We start from the raw sequence: 17,320 nt of genomic DNA, 5'->3' as shown, positions 1-17,320 counted from the left end.
CCCCAGGGTCCTGAACGTGCAAGAACATGATGCACCGCCCCTGTGGTGTTGACGTGGCCTAATAGGCCATCGTTTTACCGGCGGGGTGAGGAACCCATGGAAGTGAGGACAAAGCCGACTATGTATCAGCGAATGCTTCGTTCAGGTCTTGCGGTGGCCTTCTCTGCCGGGGCGGTTCTCGGGGCGGTTCTGCCCCTGGACATCGCCTGGTCCAGCGGGAAGGACGGGGCGGGCACGGTGGCGGCACCGCCGTCGGACATCGCCTGGAACTTCCGAGCGGCCGCCGAACCGTCGGACATCGCCTGGAACGTCAAGGCGGCCGGCCCCTCGGACATCGCGTGGAACGACGTCCAGGCGGACGGGGACATCGCCTGGAACAGCGCCCCGGCAGGGAAGGGCGCCTGACCATGCCCTCCGACGACCCCTCCTTCAGACGCGAAATGGCTCGGGTCATCCGTGGTGGGTGGCACCTCATCGATCTCGTCTCGGCGGTTCCCGAGCGCGGCGACTCGTTGATGGTGACCCTCTTCGGCGAGCCGATCCTGGTCGTGCGCGAGGAGGACGAGGACGTCCGGGCGTACCGGTGTCTGCGCAGGCCCAGGGGCGCCCCCCAGCCCATCCGCTGCGAGATCAGGTACGGCAACATCTTCGTGAGCCTCGACACGTGCGACCACCAGCTCATCGAGGCCGAGAGCATCACTCGTTCCCCACGGTCCGCCGCGCGGACTGCTACAGCCACCCCCCGCAGCGCCTGATGCGATTCCCCCGTCGTCACTGATCGCATCGCGGCGCTTCCCCCACACAGCGACGTCCTCGTGCACCTGAACACGAGGACGTCGCTGTGCTGTGTGCGCACTTCCCGGGCGTACCGGCCGACGGGCTACGCGTTGCCCATGCCGCGGGTGAGGGTGATCTCGATGACCACCCGTTCCGGGTTCTCGCGCGGGGTGCGCCCGTAGCGTTCCTTGTAGCGCTGCTCGGCGTACGCGACCTCCTCCGGCTCGGTGCGCAGCCGCGCCACGCCCTCCAGGGTCGCCCACTTCGCGCCCGCCATCTGGCAGACCGCCACCCGTGCTCCCTGCTCGCCCGCCGCCCGCACGTGGACGGCCTTGCGGCTGCTCCCGGAGCAGATCACCCGGGCGATGCCGTCCTCCGCGTCGTACGTCACTCCCACCGGCACCACGTGTGGCGTGCCGTCCGGGCGGGGGGTAGTCAGGGTGCAGAGGTGGTACTCGGACCAGAAGGCGCGGTACTCGGGGCTCGGGTTGCGTACGTCGATGGCCATGTCCCGCAGGTTAGCCGGGCGCACTCCCGTGCCGAGCCGGTGCGCCCGCACAAAGCTGAGTGGAATAGACTCAACTTTGTACACGTTGAAAGAGTCATAGAACTCGGTGGGGCCCCAGGGGCCGGTCGACGGTGCGCAAAGGAGAGAAGAGACGTGGAAGCAGAGCTGACCAACAGGAGCCGGGACGCGATCAACGCGGCCACCAACCGGGCCGTCGCGGACGGCCACCCCGATCTGACCCCCGCGCACTTGCTGCTCGCACTGCTGGAGGGCCAGGACAACGAGAACATCACCGACCTGCTGGCCGCCGTCGAGGCTGACCAGGCGGAGGTGCGCGCCGGAGTCGAGCGGCTGCTGGCGGCGCTGCCGAGCGTGACCGGGTCCACGGTCGCCCCGCCGCAGCCCGACCGCGAGCTGCTGGCCGTCGTCGCCGACGCCTCGCAGCGGGCCAAGGAGCTGGGCGACGAGTTCCTGTCCACCGAGCACCTGCTGATCGCCCTGGCGGCCAAGGGCGGCCGGAGCGCCGACGTACTGAAGGACCAGGGCGCGAGCGCGAAGAAGCTGCTCGCCGCATTCGAGACGAGCAGGGGAGGGCGCCGGGTGACCACCGCGGATCCCGAGGGCCAGTACAAGGCGCTGGAGAAGTTCGGCACCGATTTCACGGCGGCCGCGCGCGAGGGGAAGCTGGACCCGGTCATCGGCCGCGACCAGGAGATCCGCCGGGTGGTGCAGGTGCTGTCGCGCCGTACCAAGAACAACCCGGTGCTGATCGGCGAACCCGGCGTCGGCAAGACCGCCGTCGTCGAGGGCCTGGCCCAGCGCATCGTGAAGGGCGACGTCCCCGAGTCGCTCAAGAACAAGAAGCTGGTCTCCCTCGACCTGGGCGCGATGGTCGCCGGGGCGAAGTACCGGGGCGAGTTCGAGGAGCGGCTGAAGACCGTCCTCTCCGAGATCAAGGAGAGCGACGGCCAGATCATCACGTTCATCGACGAGCTGCACACGGTGGTGGGCGCCGGAGCGGGCGGGGACTCCGCCATGGACGCCGGGAACATGCTCAAGCCGATGCTGGCCCGCGGCGAGCTGCGGATGGTCGGCGCGACCACCCTCGACGAGTACCGCGAGCGCATCGAGAAGGACCCGGCGCTGGAGCGGCGCTTCCAGCAGGTGCTGGTCGCCGAGCCGTCCGTGGAGGACACCATCGCGATCCTCCGCGGCCTCAAGGGACGGTACGAGGCGCACCACAAGGTGCAGATCGCGGACTCCTCGCTGGTTGCGGCGGCCACGCTGTCCGACCGGTACATCACCTCCCGCTTCCTGCCCGACAAGGCGATCGACCTCGTCGACGAGGCGGCCTCCCGGCTGCGCATGGAGATCGACTCCTCGCCCGTCGAGATCGACGAGCTCCAGCGGTCGGTGGACCGGCTCAAGATGGAGGAGCTGGCGCTGAAGAACGAGACCGACGCCGGTTCCGTGCAGCGCCTGGAGAAGCTGCGCCGCGACCTCGCCGACAAGGAGGAGGAGCTGCGCGGCCTCAACGCCCGCTGGGAGAAGGAGAAGCAGGGCCTCAACCGGGTCGGTGAGCTGAAGGAGAAGCTCGACGAACTGCGCGGCCAGGCCGAGCGTGCCCAGCGCGACGGCGACTTCGACACCGCCTCCAAGCTGCTGTACGGGGAGATCCCGGGCCTGGAGCGGGAGCTGGAGGAGGCCGCCGCCGCGGAGGCGGAGGTCCGCGAGGTCGACACCATGGTCAAGGAGGAGGTCGGCCCGGACGACATCGCGGACGTGGTCGGCTCCTGGACGGGCATCCCGGCGGGCAGGCTGCTGGAGGGCGAGACGCAGAAGCTGCTGCGCATGGAGCAGGAGCTCGGCAGGCGGCTGATCGGGCAGCACGAGGCCGTGCAGGCGGTGTCCGACGCGGTGCGCCGCACCCGCGCCGGAATTGCCGACCCGGACCGGCCGACCGGCTCGTTCGTCTTCCTCGGCCCCACCGGCGTCGGCAAGACCGAGCTGGCGAAGGCCCTCGCCGACTTCCTCTTCGACGACGAGCGGGCCATGGTCCGCATCGACATGTCGGAGTACGGGGAGAAGCACAGCGTCTCCCGGCTGGTCGGCGCCCCGCCCGGCTACGTCGGCTACGAGGAGGGCGGCCAGCTCACCGAGGCCGTGCGCCGTCGCCCGTACAGCGTCGTGCTCCTGGACGAGATCGAGAAGGCGCACCCGGAGGTCTTCGACGTCCTCCTCCAGGTCCTCGACGACGGTCGGCTCACCGACGGCCAGGGCCGGACGGTCGACTTCCGCAACGTCATCCTGGTACTGACCTCCAACCTCGGCAGCCAGTACCTGATGGAGCCCACGACCTCGGAGGAAGTGAAGAAGCAGCAGGTCATGGAGGTCGTACGCGCCTCCTTCAAGCCCGAGTTCCTGAACCGGCTCGACGACCTGGTGGTCTTCTCCGCCCTCGGCAAGGACGAGCTGGCGCACATCGCCGGCCTCCAGGTCGAACGCCTCGCCAAGCGTCTGGCCGACCGGCAGCTGACCCTGGACGTCACCCCCGACGCCCTGGCCTGGCTGGCCGAGGAGGGCAACGACCCGGCGTACGGCGCCCGCCCGCTGCGCCGCCTCATCCAGACCGCCATCGGGGACCGCCTCGCCAAGGAGATCCTGGCCGGCGAGATCAAGGACGGCGACACGGTTCGGGTGGACCTGGTGGGCGACGGGCTGGTCGTGGGCCCGGCGACGGACCCTGCGGTCTCCACCGGGAAGAAGGCGTGACCGGCGCGACCCGGGAAGGGCACGGCGGGCTCCGGTAAGGGGTGCGATGCGAGGCGATCTGTCAGCTCGCAGCGGATCGCCCCCTGTGGGGCTTGCCATCCCCCTCCCGGCATGGGAGAGGATGACCGGAACCGTACGAAGGGAAATACACGGTGAGCATCGACCCGTCCTCGATTCCGAATTTCGGGGGACAGCCCGAACCGCAGCCCGAGGGACCGGCGGGCCCCGTCGTCCCCGACCAGGATCTGGTCAAGCAGCTCCTGGACCAGATGGAGCTGAAGTACGTCGTCGACGACGAGGGTGACCTCGCCGCGCCGTGGGAGGAATTCCGCACGTACTTCATGTTCCGCGGCGAGGACGACCAGCAGGTCTTCTCGGTACGGACGTTCTACGACCGCCCGCACAGCATCGAGGAGAAGCTCCAGCTCCTCGAACTGCTGGACGACTGGAACCGCCGAACCCTGTGGCCGAAGGTCTACAGCCACACGCACGACGACGGCTCCGTCCGCCTCATCGGCGAGGCGCAGATGCTGATCGGCACCGGCGTCTCCCTGGAGCACTTCGTGTCCTCCACGGTGAGCTGGGTCCGCGCCTCCATCGAGTTCGACAAATGGGTCGTCGAGCAGCTCGGCCTGGAGAAGGACGTCGACTCCGCCGTCGAGAACGACGACAAGGGCGACGACGAGTCCTGAGCCCGCGGAGCCCGGGTTTCTCCGAACCCCGGGCTCGTCAAGGACTCGGGTTCCGCCGCGCACGCACAGGACTGGGGCCCGGCCGCCACGGCGGCCGGGCCCCAGTCATGTCCGAAGGCGTGTGGAGTGGCGCACGTCGCGGGCGTGCGGGCGAACCAAACGGGCGAATGACGACTCTCTCTGTGCGGCCACCCCGGGCCCGGTCGAACGGAGTTCTCATGAGTCACCCTGGCCGCCCCGCCCCGCACCGGCGGCGCAGGTCCCCCGCAGGGCTGGTGCTGCTGGTCGTGGTCAGCGTGCTGTTCGGCGCCGGTCTCGGAGTGGTGGGCTCCTGGGCGTACCGCACCGGCTGGTTCGAGCGGGGCGAGCCGGTCTCCTTCGACGCGGAGGGCGGACCGATGGCCGGGGAACCGGCGGGGGACCCGGGCGCGAAGGAGGCCCGGCCGGACCGGGCCCCGTCGGGGGCCGCCGCGAAGACCCTCCTGCCGACCGGCCCGAAGGCCGCGTTCACCACCCAGAACTCCATAGCCGACGGCACCAGGATCGCCGTGACCACCCTGGCCGGGAAGAAGTCCGGGTTCACCGGCAAGGTCTGGGTGTGGGCGCCCAAGGAGTACTTCGACCCGACGTACGCGCGCAGCGGCTTCCCCGTGCTGATCGCGCTGCCCGGCGGCAACGGCTACCCCAACAACTACTGGATGGGCACCGACCTCAAGCTCCAGAGCTCCCTCGCCACCTGGTCCAAGGAGAAGAGGAGTCACCCCTTCCTCGTGGTGATGCCGGTGCTGAACCCGGACGCCACGCACTACTACGACGGCAGCGACATTCCCGGGCAGCCCCGGATGGGCACCTGGATGACCGAGGACGTCCCCGACTTCGTACGGGCCAACTTCCGCACCTTCACCTCCCGCGACGGCTGGGCGTTCATGGGCTCCTCGTCCGGCGCCTTCGTCGGACTGAAGTCGGTCCTCAAGCACCCCGACAGGTTCAAGGCCGTCATCGCCTCCGGCCCCGACACCGTCCCGGACTCCCCGCTCTGGGCCGGCCACGAGGCCGAGCGCGCCGCCAACGATCCGCGGAAGCTGGCCGACGCGCTGTCCCGGCAGCCCTCCGCGCCGGACAAGGACGTCTACCTGGCCTTCCAGGTCGGGTCGAGGGAGGCGAACGTCCAGGACGTCCGCCGCTTCGCCGAGAAGTACGGAAAGGGCCGGGTCAAAACCCGGCTGAACGTCATCCGAAACGGCAGCCACAACGCCAAGACGTACGTCGGGGGCATGGCGGAGGGGTCGATCCAGTGGCTCAGCGAGCACATGCAGGGACCGATCGCCGGACCGTGAGGCCCTGACGTACGTCCGACCGGCGCCTGCGACGTCGGCGGCCTCACATCGGCATCGGGGCGACCGTCACCAGGTACGTCCCGTACCCCAGCGAGAGCACGGCCAGAGCGGCGGTCACCACGAACGCGGCCCGCGGCCGTGCTTTCGCCATGGCGCAGGCGAGGGGGAACAGCAGCGGGAACGCGGGGAGCAGGAAGCGCGGCTTGGACTCGAAGTAGCCCGCGCCGCCGACCGCGATGAGCACGAGGGCCGCCGAGTAGACCAGCAGCGGAAGCGGAGGACGGCGTTCCATCCCGCAGGCGAGCAGGGCCAGCAGCAGTACCGCCGTACCCGTGATGACCAGGGCCATCGGGAAGCCGAAGCGCTCCGGGGCACTCACCAGGTGACGGATGAAGCGGAAGGTGCCCATCCCGAAGTCGAAGCGGGAGGTCCAGCCCGCCTGCACCGCGAAGTAGCCGCCCAGCGGGTCGCCCTTGCGGATGCCGACGTAAGCGACGTACGCGGCCCAGCCGAGCGGCGCGAGAGCACCCGCCGCCCGCACCCGCCAGGGCGCCCGCCCGCGCCGCCCGACGATCACCCAGAGGGCCGTGACGACGACCGCGGCCACCAGGGCGACCGCGTTGGGCCGGGAGAGCCCGGCGAGTGCGGCCAGCGTCCCCGCCCACAGCCAGCGGCCGGACAGCACCGCGTACAGCGCCCACGCGGACAGGGCGACGAAAACCGGCTCGGTGTACGCCATCGACAGCACCACCGAGTGCGGCAGCAGCCCCCACAGGACGACCGTGAAGGTCGCGGCCCGGCGGCCGTACAGCCGGTCGGCGACGACGAAGACCCCCCAGGCGGCGATCCCGGCGGCGAGCCAGGAGATCAGCAGGCCCGCACCGCCGGGCGTCACCGGCAGGACGTACGACACCGACCGGATCAGCCCGGGATAGAGCGGGAAGAAGGCCAGGTCGCTCTGGAGGACGGCGCCGTCCTCCAGGACGCGGGTGTGGCCGTAGCCGTGCTGGGCGATCCGGGTGTACCAGACCGAGTCCCAGGACTGGCCGAGCGCCCGCAGCGGCGAGCGCCCCACGTGCCACGCCCACAGCGATACGACGAGCATCCCGGTCAGCCGGGCCGCCGCGAACAGCGCCAGGGCGGGGGCGGCCCGCCGGAGCGAGGCCCGCAGGGCGTCCCGGGTGCGGGGGCGTGCGGCGGGCCGGGCGGGGGCGGAGACGTCGGCAGCGGGGGCCTCGGAGCCGGCGCGATCGGTTCCGGAGTTGTCGTCGGTGGTGCCGACCGGCGTGGTCTCGACGGACACGGGGCTGCCTCCGGGCGCGGGGACGGTCGCGGGACGGCGGTCGTCCCGCCGCTGATCGGCCCCGGCACGGCTCGCCACTGCCGGGCGGACGACCGGGTGTAGGGGGTAAGGGTACGGGCAGTCGATTACCGGATCCCGTACGGCGCCGGCGGGAGCGCTCACGCCCGCCGCGCGGGCTTCATCGGCGCGGCGTTCCGGCGGACGAGGCCGCAGAGGGCGGCAAGGAGCCCGGGGCGGGGCCGGTGTCCTCTAATCCCGCCCCGGGGGCCCTCCGGGCTTGTTCCGGGATCCCCTGACCTCGCCCCCGGGATCCTCCGGTCCCGCCCGGCGGTCGTTCACCCCGCGGCGAGCCCCTTCAGCCGCCCCACGGCCTCGCACAGCACCTCGCGCCGTTTGCAGAAGGCGAATCGCACGAACGGGGCGCCCGCCGTGCGGTCGTCGTAGAAGGCCGCGTTCGGGACGGCGACGACCCCGGCCCTCCCGGGCAGCTCCCGGCAGAAGGCGAAACCGTCCTCGGTGCCGCCGAGGGGCCTGATGTCGGTGGTCACGAAGTAGGTACCCGCGGGCCGGTACACCCCGAAGCCCGCTGCCGCGAGGCCGTCCGCCAACAGGTCGCGCCGGGCGCGCATCTCGGTGCGCAGCGCCTCGTAGTACGTGTCGGGCAGCGCCAGCGCCTCGGCGATCGCGTACTGGAAGGGCCCCGCCGAGACGTACGTCAGGAACTGCTTGGCGGAGCGCACCGCGGCCACCATCTCCTGGCTGCCCGTCAGCCAGCCGACCTTCCATCCGGTGAGGGCGAACGTCTTGCCGCTGGACGAGATCGTCGCCGTCCGCTCGCGCATGCCGGGGAGGGACGCCAGGGGGACGTGTTCGCCGTCGTACACCAGGTGTTCGTACACCTCGTCGGTGACCACCAGCAGGTCGCGTTCGACGGCGAGTTGCGCGATGACGGACAGCTCGGCGCGGGTGAGGACCGTGCCGGTCGGGTTGTGCGGGGTGTTGAGGAGGAGCAGCCGGGTGCGCGGGGTGATCGCGTCGCGCAGCTCGTCGAGGTCGAGGTGGTACGCCCCGTCGCGGGGGCGCAGGGTGACCGGGACGCGGGTGCCGCCGGCCATGGCGATGCAGGCGGCGTAACTGTCGTAGTACGGCTCCAGCGCGATCACCTCGTCGCCCGGTTCCACCAGGGCGAGCAGCGCCGCCGCGATGGCCTCGGTGGCGCCCGCGGTGACCAGGACGTCCGTGTCCGGGTCGAGGGCCGTTCCGTACCATCGCTGCTGGTGGGCGGTGATCGCCTCGCGCAGCTCGGGTACGCCGGGGCCGGGCGGGTACTGGTTGCCGCGGCCGTCGCGCAGCGCCCGTACCGCCGCCTCGCGGACCGACTCGGGCCCGTCCTCGTCGGGGAAGCCCTGGCCGAGGTTGACCGCGCCGGTGCGGACGGCCAGCGCCGACATCTCGGCGAAGATCGTCGTCCCGAACCCGGCGAGGCGGCGGTTGAGGAACGGGCGGCCCCGGCGGGGTGGGGCGGGGGTTCCGGAGTCGGGGGCTCTGGAGTCAGGCGTTCCGGAGTCAGGTGTTCGGGAGTCAGGCGTTCCGGAGTCAGGTGTTCGGGAGTCAGGCGTGCCGGAGTCAGGCGTGCCGGAAGTGGTCGTTCCGGTGGCGGTCGTCCCGGACGCGGGGGATCCGGTCGGCGGGGTTCCGGGGTCCGGGGCTCCGGGTGCGGATGTTTCCTGTGCGGGGGCCCCGGTCGCCGGGGAGGGGGACCCGGGGGTTCCGTGGGCGGGGTTGTCCGGGCCGGGGGTGTCGGAGCGGGAGGTCATGGCGCCATCCTGCGCGGAACCTCTGGAGTTGCTCAAGTGTGCTTTGGTCGTCGTGGCGTGCGGGAATCCCCAGGACACGTTCGGGCGATCTGCCGCTCGACGGGGGAACGGAAGGACGGTGGGGAGCCATGGCGTTGTTCATCGCGCTGGGAGTGGCGGGCCTGATTCTGGTCGGCATGCGGGCGAGGGCCAGGAAGGCGGCGAAGCGTCCCGTACGCCCGTCGACCTCACTGCGGAAGCGCTCCGCCCGCGGAGGCGGCGGGAGTTGGTGGGCCGGGGGCGGTGGAGGCGGCTGCGGAAGCGCGACGTCCTGCGGGGGAGGGTCCTCGTGCGGCGGCGGGGGTGGAGGCGGCGGGGGAGGCTGCGGAGGCAGCTGACCCGGGGCGGTTGCCGCCTCCAGGCGCTGCGGAGCCGACCCCCGCAGCCGGCGAGCGGGCCGCTTGCGCTGATCCGTCGGACCGTTGATCCGACGTCGCACATCTGAGGGAGCGCGGCGCGCGCCCGGCGGGACGAAGGGACGGCTGTACGCCGTCCCGAACTCCGGCCGGGCGCAGTTTTGTTGAACAGTTGATCCGTGTGGCCCCCCAGGGGATGGAAACCACGCCAAGTTGGGTAAAAACGCTAGGAGCGCCGTGCGCTTCGTGATTCCCTCGCTGTTGAAAAATCGTCAGTCGCCCCTCACTCACCCTCGGTTACTTTCCGCCCGGCTTCTTCCCGATTTCTCCCGCGATGCTCCGTGCTTCCTGTGACCCAGTCCACGAAACCCTGCGCAAGTCCACAGGAATCACGCGGCCCTCGGAATCCCCCCGGCCCTCGGTGCGCCCCAGCGGGCGGTCCCCCCCAAGCTCCATCCCGTCCCTCACGGCGTGCCCCGGTCCATCCCCCCACTGCGCGTTTGCGGAGCCCCCTCATGCTCACAACCCTCAAGACCGACTACACCGACACGTGTGCCTCCGACCTCGCCTGGGCGCTGGGCCGCGAAGCGCTGCCCGCCCTGGCCGTGCTGGACCTCGAACTCGGCGGCGCGAAACTCCAGTTGCGGCTCCTGGGCGCCTCCCACCAGATCCTCCTGGAGGAGGGTGACGGGTACTGCTCCGAGACCGTCGCCTGCATTCCGGGCAGCCGCACCCCGCTCCCGCTCGGCGTCTCCAAGCAGGTCGGCCACTGGGACTACGAGTTCGCCGCCCGCGTCGAGACGCTCCACGAGGCCGCTTTCGCCGGTCGCGCACAGGAGTTGCTCGCCCTGGTCGCCGACCATCCCCACGGTCTCGCCGGCACGTTCCCGGGCAGCCCGCACGCCTTCACCGCCCTGCTCGCCCAGCGCGAGGACGGCGACCAGGTCAGCTGGCGCACCTGGCACGCCTATCCGCAGGAGGGGCAGCTGGTGGTCACGCGCACCCGAGTGGGGGTGCGGGTGCCGGCCGCGGTGTGAGGGGTGACGGGGAGTGCGGGTGGTATGCGCGGGAAGCCCCAGGAGCACCCTTGTGGGTGACAGGTGGCGAGCACGCGGTGACGTAGCGTTCCCCGCATGATCCAACCGGCCTCCGCCTCAGCCGGCCCCAACCCCTCCGACGCCGTGGCCCCTTCGGGCTCCGGGGACCCTCCCGGCTGTCGAGGCTCCCTCGCGGGTGAATCGCGGGCCGCGGGTTCTTCCGGACGCGCCGACGGACGTGAGGACGGACGCGCCGACGGACGCGCCGACGCCGGCGACTCGACGGCGGCTGCCGGTGTCCCCTCGGCTGCCGCCGCCGGCCGCTCCGGTTCCGGCGGAGTGCCGCCGCAGCGCCGGGCCGGGGCGGTGGGGCGGCTGCCGGTGCGGCCCCGGGCGGCCCGGTTCCTGGTGCTGGGCGTGGTGTTCATCTGTGCCGCGTGCGGGCTGGTGTACGAACTCGAACTGGTCGCCCTCGCCTCGTACTTGATCGGCGACTCCGTCACCCAGGCGTCCGTGGTCCTCTCCACCATGGTCTTCGCGATGGGCGTCGGCTCGCTGCTGGCGAAACGGCTGAGGTGCCGGGCTGCCGTCGGGTTCGGGCTGCTGGAGGCGGGACTCGCGGCGGTCGGCGGGAGTTCGGCACTGGTGCTGTACGCGTCGTTCGCCTGGTTCGGCGGTGCGCGGTACGTCCTGGTGGCGTTCTCGCTGGCCATCGGCGTCCTCATCGGCGCGGAGATCCCGCTGCTGATGACGCTGATCCAGTGGATCGGCCGCCAGGACCGCGGGGACGCGTCCCGTGCGCGGAAGGGGGCCGGGGAAGCGCCCGGGGCGCCGGGGACGGTGCAGACCGCGGGGGCGGCCACCGGGACCGCGGCGGCGGCCGGGACCTCGGGAGCGGCGGAGGCGCCGGGCGCTGCGGGAACGGTGGAGGCGGAGGACGACGCCAGCGGCGACGTGGCCGACCTGTTCGCCGCGGACTACGTGGGAGCGCTGGTCGGCGGGCTCGCGTTCCCGTTCCTGCTGCTGCCCATGCTGGGCCAGCTCACCGGCGCCCTGGTCACCGGAGCGATCAACACGGCCGCCGGCGGGGCCCTCGTCCTGTGGCTCTTCCGGCGCGAACTGACCCGCCGGGAACGCTGGCTGCTGGTGGTCGCCAACGTGGCCGTGCTCGCCGGGCTCGCCACCGCCACCGTGCTGGTCGACGACTTCGAACGAGCGGCCAGGCGGGCGGTGTACGGCGACCGGGTCCGCGTCGCGGTCCAGACGGACGTGCAGGAGGTCGTCATCACCGGCGGGCCGCGCGGGCCCCTGGACCTCTTCCTGGACGGCCGGCTGCGCGTCTCCGGCCGGGACGAGCACCGCTACCACGAGGCGCTCGTCCACCCCGCGATGCGCGGCGGGCACGCGCGAGTGCTGATCCTCGGCGGCGGCGACGGTCTGGCCGCGCGCGAGGTGCTGCGCTACCCGGACGTCCGCTCGGTCACCCTGGTCGACCTCGACCCCGGCGTCGTCGAACTCGCCCGAACCGATCCGGCGCTGAGCGCCCTGAACGGCGGCGTCCACCGGGATCCCCGGCTGCGTGTCGTCCACGCGGACGCGTTCCAGTGGCTGCGCTCGGCGCCGTACGCCGATCCGCCGTACGACGTGGTGATCTCCGACCTCCCCGACCCGGGCATCACCGCCTCCACGAAGCTCTACTCGCAGGAGTTCTACGGCCTCGCGGCGGACGTCCTGGCCCCGCAGGGACGGATCGTCGTGCACGCCGGGCCGATCGGCGCCAGGCCGCGGGTGTACTGGACGGTCGACGCCACCCTCCGCGCGGCGGGCCTCGCGACGCGGCCGTACCTGGCGACCGGACAGGTCTCCGGGTACAGCGCGGGGCCCGACCGTTCCTCCGGCAACGGGCGCGCGCCCCGCGACTGGGGCCTCATCCTCGCCGCCCCCGCCCGGCCGGCCCTGGACCTGCCCCCGGACGCGCCCGCCCTCCGCGCGCTCACTCCCTCGGTCCTGCGCGCGGGAGCCAGGTCGGCGGAGGAGTCCCGGGTCCGCGGCGTACCGGCCTCGACCCTGGTCCATCCGCGCTACGCGCACTGAGCCACCGGAGCGTCCACCCCGCGCGCCCCTGCCCACCGAGGGGCCGCAGCAGGGGAAGCGGCGCGTGACGTGTGTGTCGGCCGGTTATGGCGCTGGGGGAGTGGTCTGTGAGGTGTGTGTCGGCCGGTTGCGACGCTCGGGGAGTGGTCTGTGAGGTGTGTGTCGATCGGCTGCGGCGCTGGGGCGCGAGGCGCAGGCGGGACCGGTTCCGCGGGCGACAGCGGCCACCCGGCCGGCCCACGGACCGCGAATCCGCCCGCAGAACTTGCGTCCGGAGTCATGCATGTCCACGCCCCACCTGAGTAGGCTCAGCCAGCATGGAGCATGAGGTGTTCGTTCCGGTTCTGCCCGAGGCCGTACGGCAGACGCTCGCCGACCCCGCCCGGGTCGCCCGCTGCGTGCCAGGACTCCAGCAGGACGCCGACAAGACGTCCCCGCCGCTGTCCGGCCGGATGAAGGTCCGGGTCGGCGGCCACACCATCACCTACCGCGGCACCCTCGGCATCACCGCCGCCGACGAGCCCGGCGCGTACTCGGTCGAGGGCGAGGGCACGGAGGCCCGCGGCAACGGCGCGGTCAAGCTCGCCCTGACCGTACGCACCGAGGAGACCGGGGAAGCCCCGGACCGGGGCACGACCCTGTTCTTCACCGGTACCGCCCACGGCGACGGCCGCATCGCCGAACTCGACGTCCCGGCCGTCGAAGCCGCCGTGCACCGCCTACTGGACCGGTTCGCCGCCCGCCTGGGGACCGAGGCCACCGACCTCACCGAGCCCGCTGCCTCCACCGGACCCGCCGCCCCCGCGGGACCCGCCGCCCCGGGACCCTCCCCGGACGAGGCGGACGCGCAGCCGCCCTCGCTCGACCGCCTCGGCGGCGAGGAACTGTCCTTCGACGACCCGCTCCCGGGCACCGGCGCGGGCGCACGCCCCGCTCCTGACACCGACGCGCTCCGCGAGGACGAGGACGAAGCCCTGCGCGCGGCCCTCGAAGGGATCCCCGGCGAACTGCCGGACGCCTTCCCCGAGGAGCCGCCGGCCGAAGCCGCGCACGCCCGCCGCACGATGATCGGCCGCAGCGCCGAGGAGGTCGACCACGCGCCGCCGCGCGGCCGGTACGCCCCGGTCATGGCGCCCGCCCCCGCCTCCGGCCCGTACACGCTGCGCCGCCTCGCCCCGGCCGCCGCCCTCGCGGTCGCCTCCGCGGTGGTCGTCGGCAGGGTGCTGCGCCGCCGCAAGTAGGCCGCCCCGGAACCCCCGCGGGGCGGCCACCGGCACGAGCAGGCACAAGTGGGTCAAGGCAGGGCCCCGAGCTGAGTACTGTCGAAGTGTGAGTAGCGAACAGAACAAGCATCCCGGTGTCCTGCTGAGCGCCGGCGACGTCGAGTTGACCGTCTCCCCGGCCGACGGCTGCCGCATCGAGAGCCTGCGCATCGGGTCCACCGAGGTGCTGCGCCAGCCGGAGAACGGCAAGCCGTTCGGCTGTTTCCCGATGGTCCCCTGGTGCGGGCGTACCGAGAACGGGATCTTCCGCGACGGCGAGAAGGTCCACCAGCTGCCGTTGAACTCCCCGCCGCACGCCATCCACGGCACCGGCCGCGACACCCGGTGGCGGACCGTGCACCGCGACGCCGCGTCCGCGTCCTTCACGTACGACCTCACCAGCCCCTGGCCGTACGCGGGCCGGGTCACCCAGACCTTCGGGCTCACCCCGGACGCGCTCACCCTCACCATGGGCGTCGAGACGTACGACAACTCCTTCCCCGCACAGGTCGGCTGGCACCCCTGGTTCCGGCGCAATTTCGGTTCCGGCGCGGACGTCGAGCTGTCCTTCGACGCCGCCTGGCAGGAGGAGCGCGGCGACGACCACCTCCCCACCGGCCGCCGCATCGACCCCCTCCCCAGCCCGTGGGACGACTGCTTCGGCATGCCCGAGGGCGTCGACGTCACCCTGACCTGGCCGCAGCAGCTGGAGATCAGGGTGACCAGCCGCGAGGAGTGGGTCGTCGTGTACGACGAGCAGGCGGCCGCCGTGTGCGTGGAGCCGCAGACCGGCCCGCCCAACGGGCTGAACACGCTGCCCCGACTGGTCACGCCGGTGGACCCCCTGGAGGCCGCCGCCACCTGGTCGTGGCGGCGGCTCGGGTAGCGCCCACTTAAGCTCGTAGGCATGACTGACGTACGCGCTGACCTGCTCCAGCAGATCAAGGACAAGGCCGTGGTGCACGGCAAGGTGACCCTCTCCTCGGGGCTGGAGGCCGACTACTACATCGACCTCCGCCGCATCACCCTGGACGGGGAGGCCGCGCCGCTGGTGGGTCAGGTCATGCTCGACCTGACCGCCGACCTGGACTTCGACTGCGTGGGCGGCCTCACGCTCGGCGCCGACCCGGTCGCCACCTCGATGCTGCACGCCTCCGCCGCGCGCGGGCAGCGGCTCGACGCGTTCGTCGTGCGCAAGGCGCAGAAGGCGCACGGGATGCAGCGGCGCATCGAGGGCACCGAGGTCAAGGGCCGGCGCTGCCTGGTCGTCGAGGACACGTCGACGACCGGCGGCTCGCCGCTGACGGCGGTCGAGGCGGTACGGGAGGCGGGCGGCGAGGTCGTCGCGGTCGCCACCATCGTCGACCGGGGGGCGGCCAAGGCCCTCGCGGACGCGGGTGTGCCGTACCTGACCGGGTACCGGCTGGCGGACCTGGGCCTGGAGTGACGCGCTGACTGAAGGTCGCTTCCTTGCTCTTGCGCGGCTGTGACCTGGTGTTTCGCGAGAGGGCGTCGTGTTTCACGTGAAACACGACGCCCTTCGTGTGTTGCGGAGGGCGCGGAGCGGGCCGCCTGCCGGGTTCCGCGGGGTGGAGTCCCGTGGAGAGTCTGGAAAGATGAGGGTCGACGATGACGTCGCCCCCAGGTCAGGGACCAGCACGCACACCCGCATATCCCAAGGAGCGGACAGATGCCCATCGCAACCCCCGAGGTCTACGCCCAGATGCTCGACCGGGCGAAGGCTGAGAAGTTTGCCTACCCGGCCATCAACGTGACCTCGTCCCAGACCCTGCACGCCGCCCTGCGCGGCTTCGCGGAGGCCGAGAGCGACGGCATCATCCAGATGTCCACCGGTGGTGCGGAGTTCCTGGGCGGCCAGCACAACAAGGACATGGTGACCGGTGCGGTCGCCCTGGCCGAGTTCGCGCACATCGTCGCCGCGAAGTACGACATCACGGTCGCGCTGCACACCGACCACTGCCCCAAGGACAAGCTGGACGGTTACGTCCGCCCGCTCCTGGACATCTCCGCCGAGCGCGTCGCGCGCGGTGAGAACCCGCTCTTCCAGTCCCACATGTGGGACGGTTCGGCCGAGACGCTGGCCGACAACCTGGCCATCGGCCAGGAGCTGCTCGCCAAGGCCGCCGCCGCCAAGATCATCCTTGAGGTCGAGATCACCCCGACCGGCGGCGAGGAGGACGGTGTCAGCCACGAGATCAACGACGAGCTGTACACGACCGTCGACGACGCCCTGCGCACCGCCGAGGCGCTCGGCCTGGGCGAGAAGGGCCGCTACCTGCTCGCCGCTTCCTTCGGCAACGTGCACGGCGTCTACAAGCCGGGCAACGTCGTGCTGCGCCCCGAACTGCTGAAGGACCTCCAGGAGGGCGTCGGCGCGAAGTACGGCAAGACCTCGCCGTTCGACTTCGTCTTCCACGGCGGCTCGGGCTCGACCGCCGAGGAGATCGCCACCGCGCTGGACAACGGCGTCGTGAAGATGAACCTCGACACGGACACGCAGTACGCCTTCACCCGCCCGGTCGTGGAGCACATGTTCCGCAACTACGACGCGGTGCTGAAGGTCGACGGCGAGGTCGGCACCAAGTCGAAGTACGACCCCCGCACGTGGGGCAAGGCGGCCGAGGCCGGCATGGCCAAGCGGGTCACCGAGGCCTGCGAGGCGCTGCGCTCCACGGGCACCCGCCTGAAGTAGCCCGCACGCGCGCGGGCCTCCCGCCGGACGGCCCCGGCACCCCTGGATTCCTCCGGGGTGCCGGGCACCGGGCGGACCGACTTCGGGGGACGGGCGCCGGTTGCCGTGGCGGGAGGGCAGACTGGGGGCATGGCTATTCACCAGGACCTCCTCGGGGGCCCGCCCCCGACCCACCTGCCCGACGACCCGGAGCCCCGCGAACTGCTCGCATCCGGCACGGCGCCCGCCGACGTCGCCGCGAAGTACCCCGCGTCCTCGCTCGCCTGGGCGCAGCTCGCCGACGGCGCGTTCGACAGGGGCAGCGTCGTGGAGTCGTACGCGTACGCGCGCACCGGCTACCACCGCGGCCTCGACTCGCTGCGCCGGGCCGGCTGGAAGGGCCACGGCCCGGTGCCGTGGGAGCACGAGCCGAACCGCGGGTTCCTGCGCGCCCTGCACGCGCTGGCCCGTGCCGCGCAGGCGATCGGCGAGCAGGAGGAGTACGAGCGCTGCGCGACGTTCCTGCGCGACTCGTCGGCGCTCGCGGCGGACACGCTGGGCTGACCGCCCTTCTCGCACCCGTTCCACCACGCCCGCGCACGCCGTAAGCGGGCGGCACTGCCCCCTCGGCCGT

General features: G+C 72.1%; 14 protein-coding genes and 1 pseudogene. 12 read left to right on the top strand and 3 right to left on the bottom strand.

Features of this window, described 5'->3' with window-relative positions; translation table 11 throughout:
• Positions 1 to 153: 153 nt before the first annotated feature.
• Both ACQPZG_RS16415 and ACQPZG_RS16410 read left to right on the top strand, forming a co-directional pair.
• Positions 154 to 405: a 5'-nucleotidase gene (locus tag ACQPZG_RS16415; RefSeq protein WP_433546498.1), complete on the top strand. Its 252-nt coding sequence runs from the start codon at positions 154 to 156 to the stop codon at positions 403 to 405.
• Entirely contained in the window at positions 402 to 755 is a 354-nt protein-coding gene (locus ACQPZG_RS16410; RefSeq protein ID WP_433549435.1) for a (2Fe-2S)-binding protein, read from the top strand. Before ACQPZG_RS16415 ends, ACQPZG_RS16410 begins: the two co-directional genes overlap by 4 nt.
• Positions 756 to 880: 125 nt before the next feature.
• Here ACQPZG_RS16410 and ACQPZG_RS16405 read toward each other — a convergent pair whose 3' ends face one another.
• On the bottom strand, positions 881 to 1,285 hold the full coding sequence (locus ACQPZG_RS16405; RefSeq protein ID WP_433546497.1) for a TIGR03618 family F420-dependent PPOX class oxidoreductase: 405 nt from the start codon (positions 1,283 to 1,285) through the stop codon (positions 881 to 883).
• Positions 1,286 to 1,438: 153 nt separating this feature from the next.
• Between ACQPZG_RS16405 and clpB the strand changes: the two genes are divergently transcribed.
• From clpB to ACQPZG_RS16390, 3 genes are all read left to right on the top strand, one after another.
• A complete protein-coding gene (clpB, locus tag ACQPZG_RS16400; protein ID WP_433546496.1) occupies positions 1,439 to 4,057 on the top strand; it encodes an ATP-dependent chaperone ClpB in 2,619 nt (872 codons plus the stop codon).
• Positions 4,058 to 4,209: 152 nt separating this feature from the next.
• Complete coding sequence (locus tag ACQPZG_RS16395) at positions 4,210 to 4,749, top strand: YbjN domain-containing protein (RefSeq protein ID WP_433546495.1); 540 nt, start codon at positions 4,210 to 4,212, stop codon at positions 4,747 to 4,749.
• Positions 4,750 to 4,967: 218 nt separating this feature from the next.
• On the top strand, positions 4,968 to 6,086 hold the full coding sequence (locus ACQPZG_RS16390; protein WP_433546494.1) for an alpha/beta hydrolase: 1,119 nt from the start codon (positions 4,968 to 4,970) through the stop codon (positions 6,084 to 6,086).
• A 43-nt stretch (positions 6,087 to 6,129) separates the two neighbouring features.
• On the opposite strand, the gene ACQPZG_RS16385 is transcribed toward ACQPZG_RS16390, so the two are convergent.
• On the bottom strand, positions 6,130 to 7,389 hold the full coding sequence (locus ACQPZG_RS16385; protein WP_433546493.1) for a glycosyltransferase family 39 protein: 1,260 nt from the start codon (positions 7,387 to 7,389) through the stop codon (positions 6,130 to 6,132).
• 335 nt (positions 7,390 to 7,724) lie between these two features.
• Positions 7,725 to 8,894: pseudogene (locus ACQPZG_RS16380) on the bottom strand (pyridoxal phosphate-dependent aminotransferase); the annotation flags it as partial.
• Between the two features lie 1,222 nt (positions 8,895 to 10,116).
• Between ACQPZG_RS16380 and ACQPZG_RS16375 the strand changes: the two are divergent.
• From ACQPZG_RS16375 to ACQPZG_RS16345, 7 genes are all read left to right on the top strand, one after another.
• Positions 10,117 to 10,638: a DUF2617 family protein gene (locus tag ACQPZG_RS16375; RefSeq protein WP_433546492.1), complete on the top strand. Its 522-nt coding sequence runs from the start codon at positions 10,117 to 10,119 to the stop codon at positions 10,636 to 10,638.
• 96 nt (positions 10,639 to 10,734) lie between these two features.
• Positions 10,735 to 12,732, top strand: a complete 1,998-nt coding sequence (locus tag ACQPZG_RS16370; RefSeq protein ID WP_433546491.1) for a spermidine synthase — start codon at positions 10,735 to 10,737, stop codon at positions 12,730 to 12,732.
• 317 nt (positions 12,733 to 13,049) lie between these two features.
• On the top strand, positions 13,050 to 13,973 hold the full coding sequence (locus ACQPZG_RS16365; RefSeq protein WP_433546490.1) for an SRPBCC domain-containing protein: 924 nt from the start codon (positions 13,050 to 13,052) through the stop codon (positions 13,971 to 13,973).
• An 88-nt stretch (positions 13,974 to 14,061) separates the two neighbouring features.
• Positions 14,062 to 14,880, top strand: a complete 819-nt coding sequence (locus tag ACQPZG_RS16360) for an aldose 1-epimerase (protein WP_433546489.1) — start codon at positions 14,062 to 14,064, stop codon at positions 14,878 to 14,880.
• 21 nt (positions 14,881 to 14,901) lie between these two features.
• On the top strand, positions 14,902 to 15,441 hold the full coding sequence (gene pyrE, locus ACQPZG_RS16355; RefSeq protein ID WP_433546488.1) for an orotate phosphoribosyltransferase: 540 nt from the start codon (positions 14,902 to 14,904) through the stop codon (positions 15,439 to 15,441).
• Positions 15,442 to 15,684: 243 nt separating this feature from the next.
• A complete protein-coding gene (fbaA, locus tag ACQPZG_RS16350; RefSeq protein ID WP_433546487.1) occupies positions 15,685 to 16,707 on the top strand; it encodes a class II fructose-bisphosphate aldolase in 1,023 nt (340 codons plus the stop codon).
• A 129-nt stretch (positions 16,708 to 16,836) separates the two neighbouring features.
• Complete coding sequence (locus tag ACQPZG_RS16345; RefSeq protein ID WP_185034018.1) at positions 16,837 to 17,250, top strand: DUF3151 domain-containing protein; 414 nt, start codon at positions 16,837 to 16,839, stop codon at positions 17,248 to 17,250.
• The last annotated feature ends 70 nt before the right edge of the window (positions 17,251 to 17,320 follow it).

The sequence above is a fragment of the Streptomyces sp. CA-294286 genome, assembly GCF_050947155.1.
Taxonomy (GTDB): domain Bacteria; phylum Actinomycetota; class Actinomycetes; order Streptomycetales; family Streptomycetaceae; genus Streptomyces.
The sequence above is the reverse complement of the archived record's forward strand: the minus strand, read 5'-3'. Positions and strand labels throughout refer to the sequence as shown.

Excerpts from the sequence above, each read along its gene's own strand:
- ACQPZG_RS16405 (WP_433546497.1), bottom strand. The coding sequence starts at position 1,285 with ATGGCCATCGACGTACGCAACCCGAGCCCCGAGTACCGCGCCTTCTGG.
- ACQPZG_RS16390 (WP_433546494.1), top strand. The coding sequence starts at position 4,968 with ATGAGTCACCCTGGCCGCCCCGCCCCGCACCGGCGGCGCAGGTCCCCC.
- ACQPZG_RS16375 (WP_433546492.1), top strand. The coding sequence starts at position 10,117 with ATGCTCACAACCCTCAAGACCGACTACACCGACACGTGTGCCTCCGAC.
- ACQPZG_RS16370 (WP_433546491.1), top strand. The coding sequence starts at position 10,735 with ATGATCCAACCGGCCTCCGCCTCAGCCGGCCCCAACCCCTCCGACGCC.
- ACQPZG_RS16365 (WP_433546490.1), top strand. The coding sequence starts at position 13,050 with ATGGAGCATGAGGTGTTCGTTCCGGTTCTGCCCGAGGCCGTACGGCAG.
- pyrE (WP_433546488.1), top strand. The coding sequence starts at position 14,902 with ATGACTGACGTACGCGCTGACCTGCTCCAGCAGATCAAGGACAAGGCC.
- fbaA (WP_433546487.1), top strand. The coding sequence starts at position 15,685 with ATGCCCATCGCAACCCCCGAGGTCTACGCCCAGATGCTCGACCGGGCG.
- ACQPZG_RS16345 (WP_185034018.1), top strand. The coding sequence starts at position 16,837 with ATGGCTATTCACCAGGACCTCCTCGGGGGCCCGCCCCCGACCCACCTG.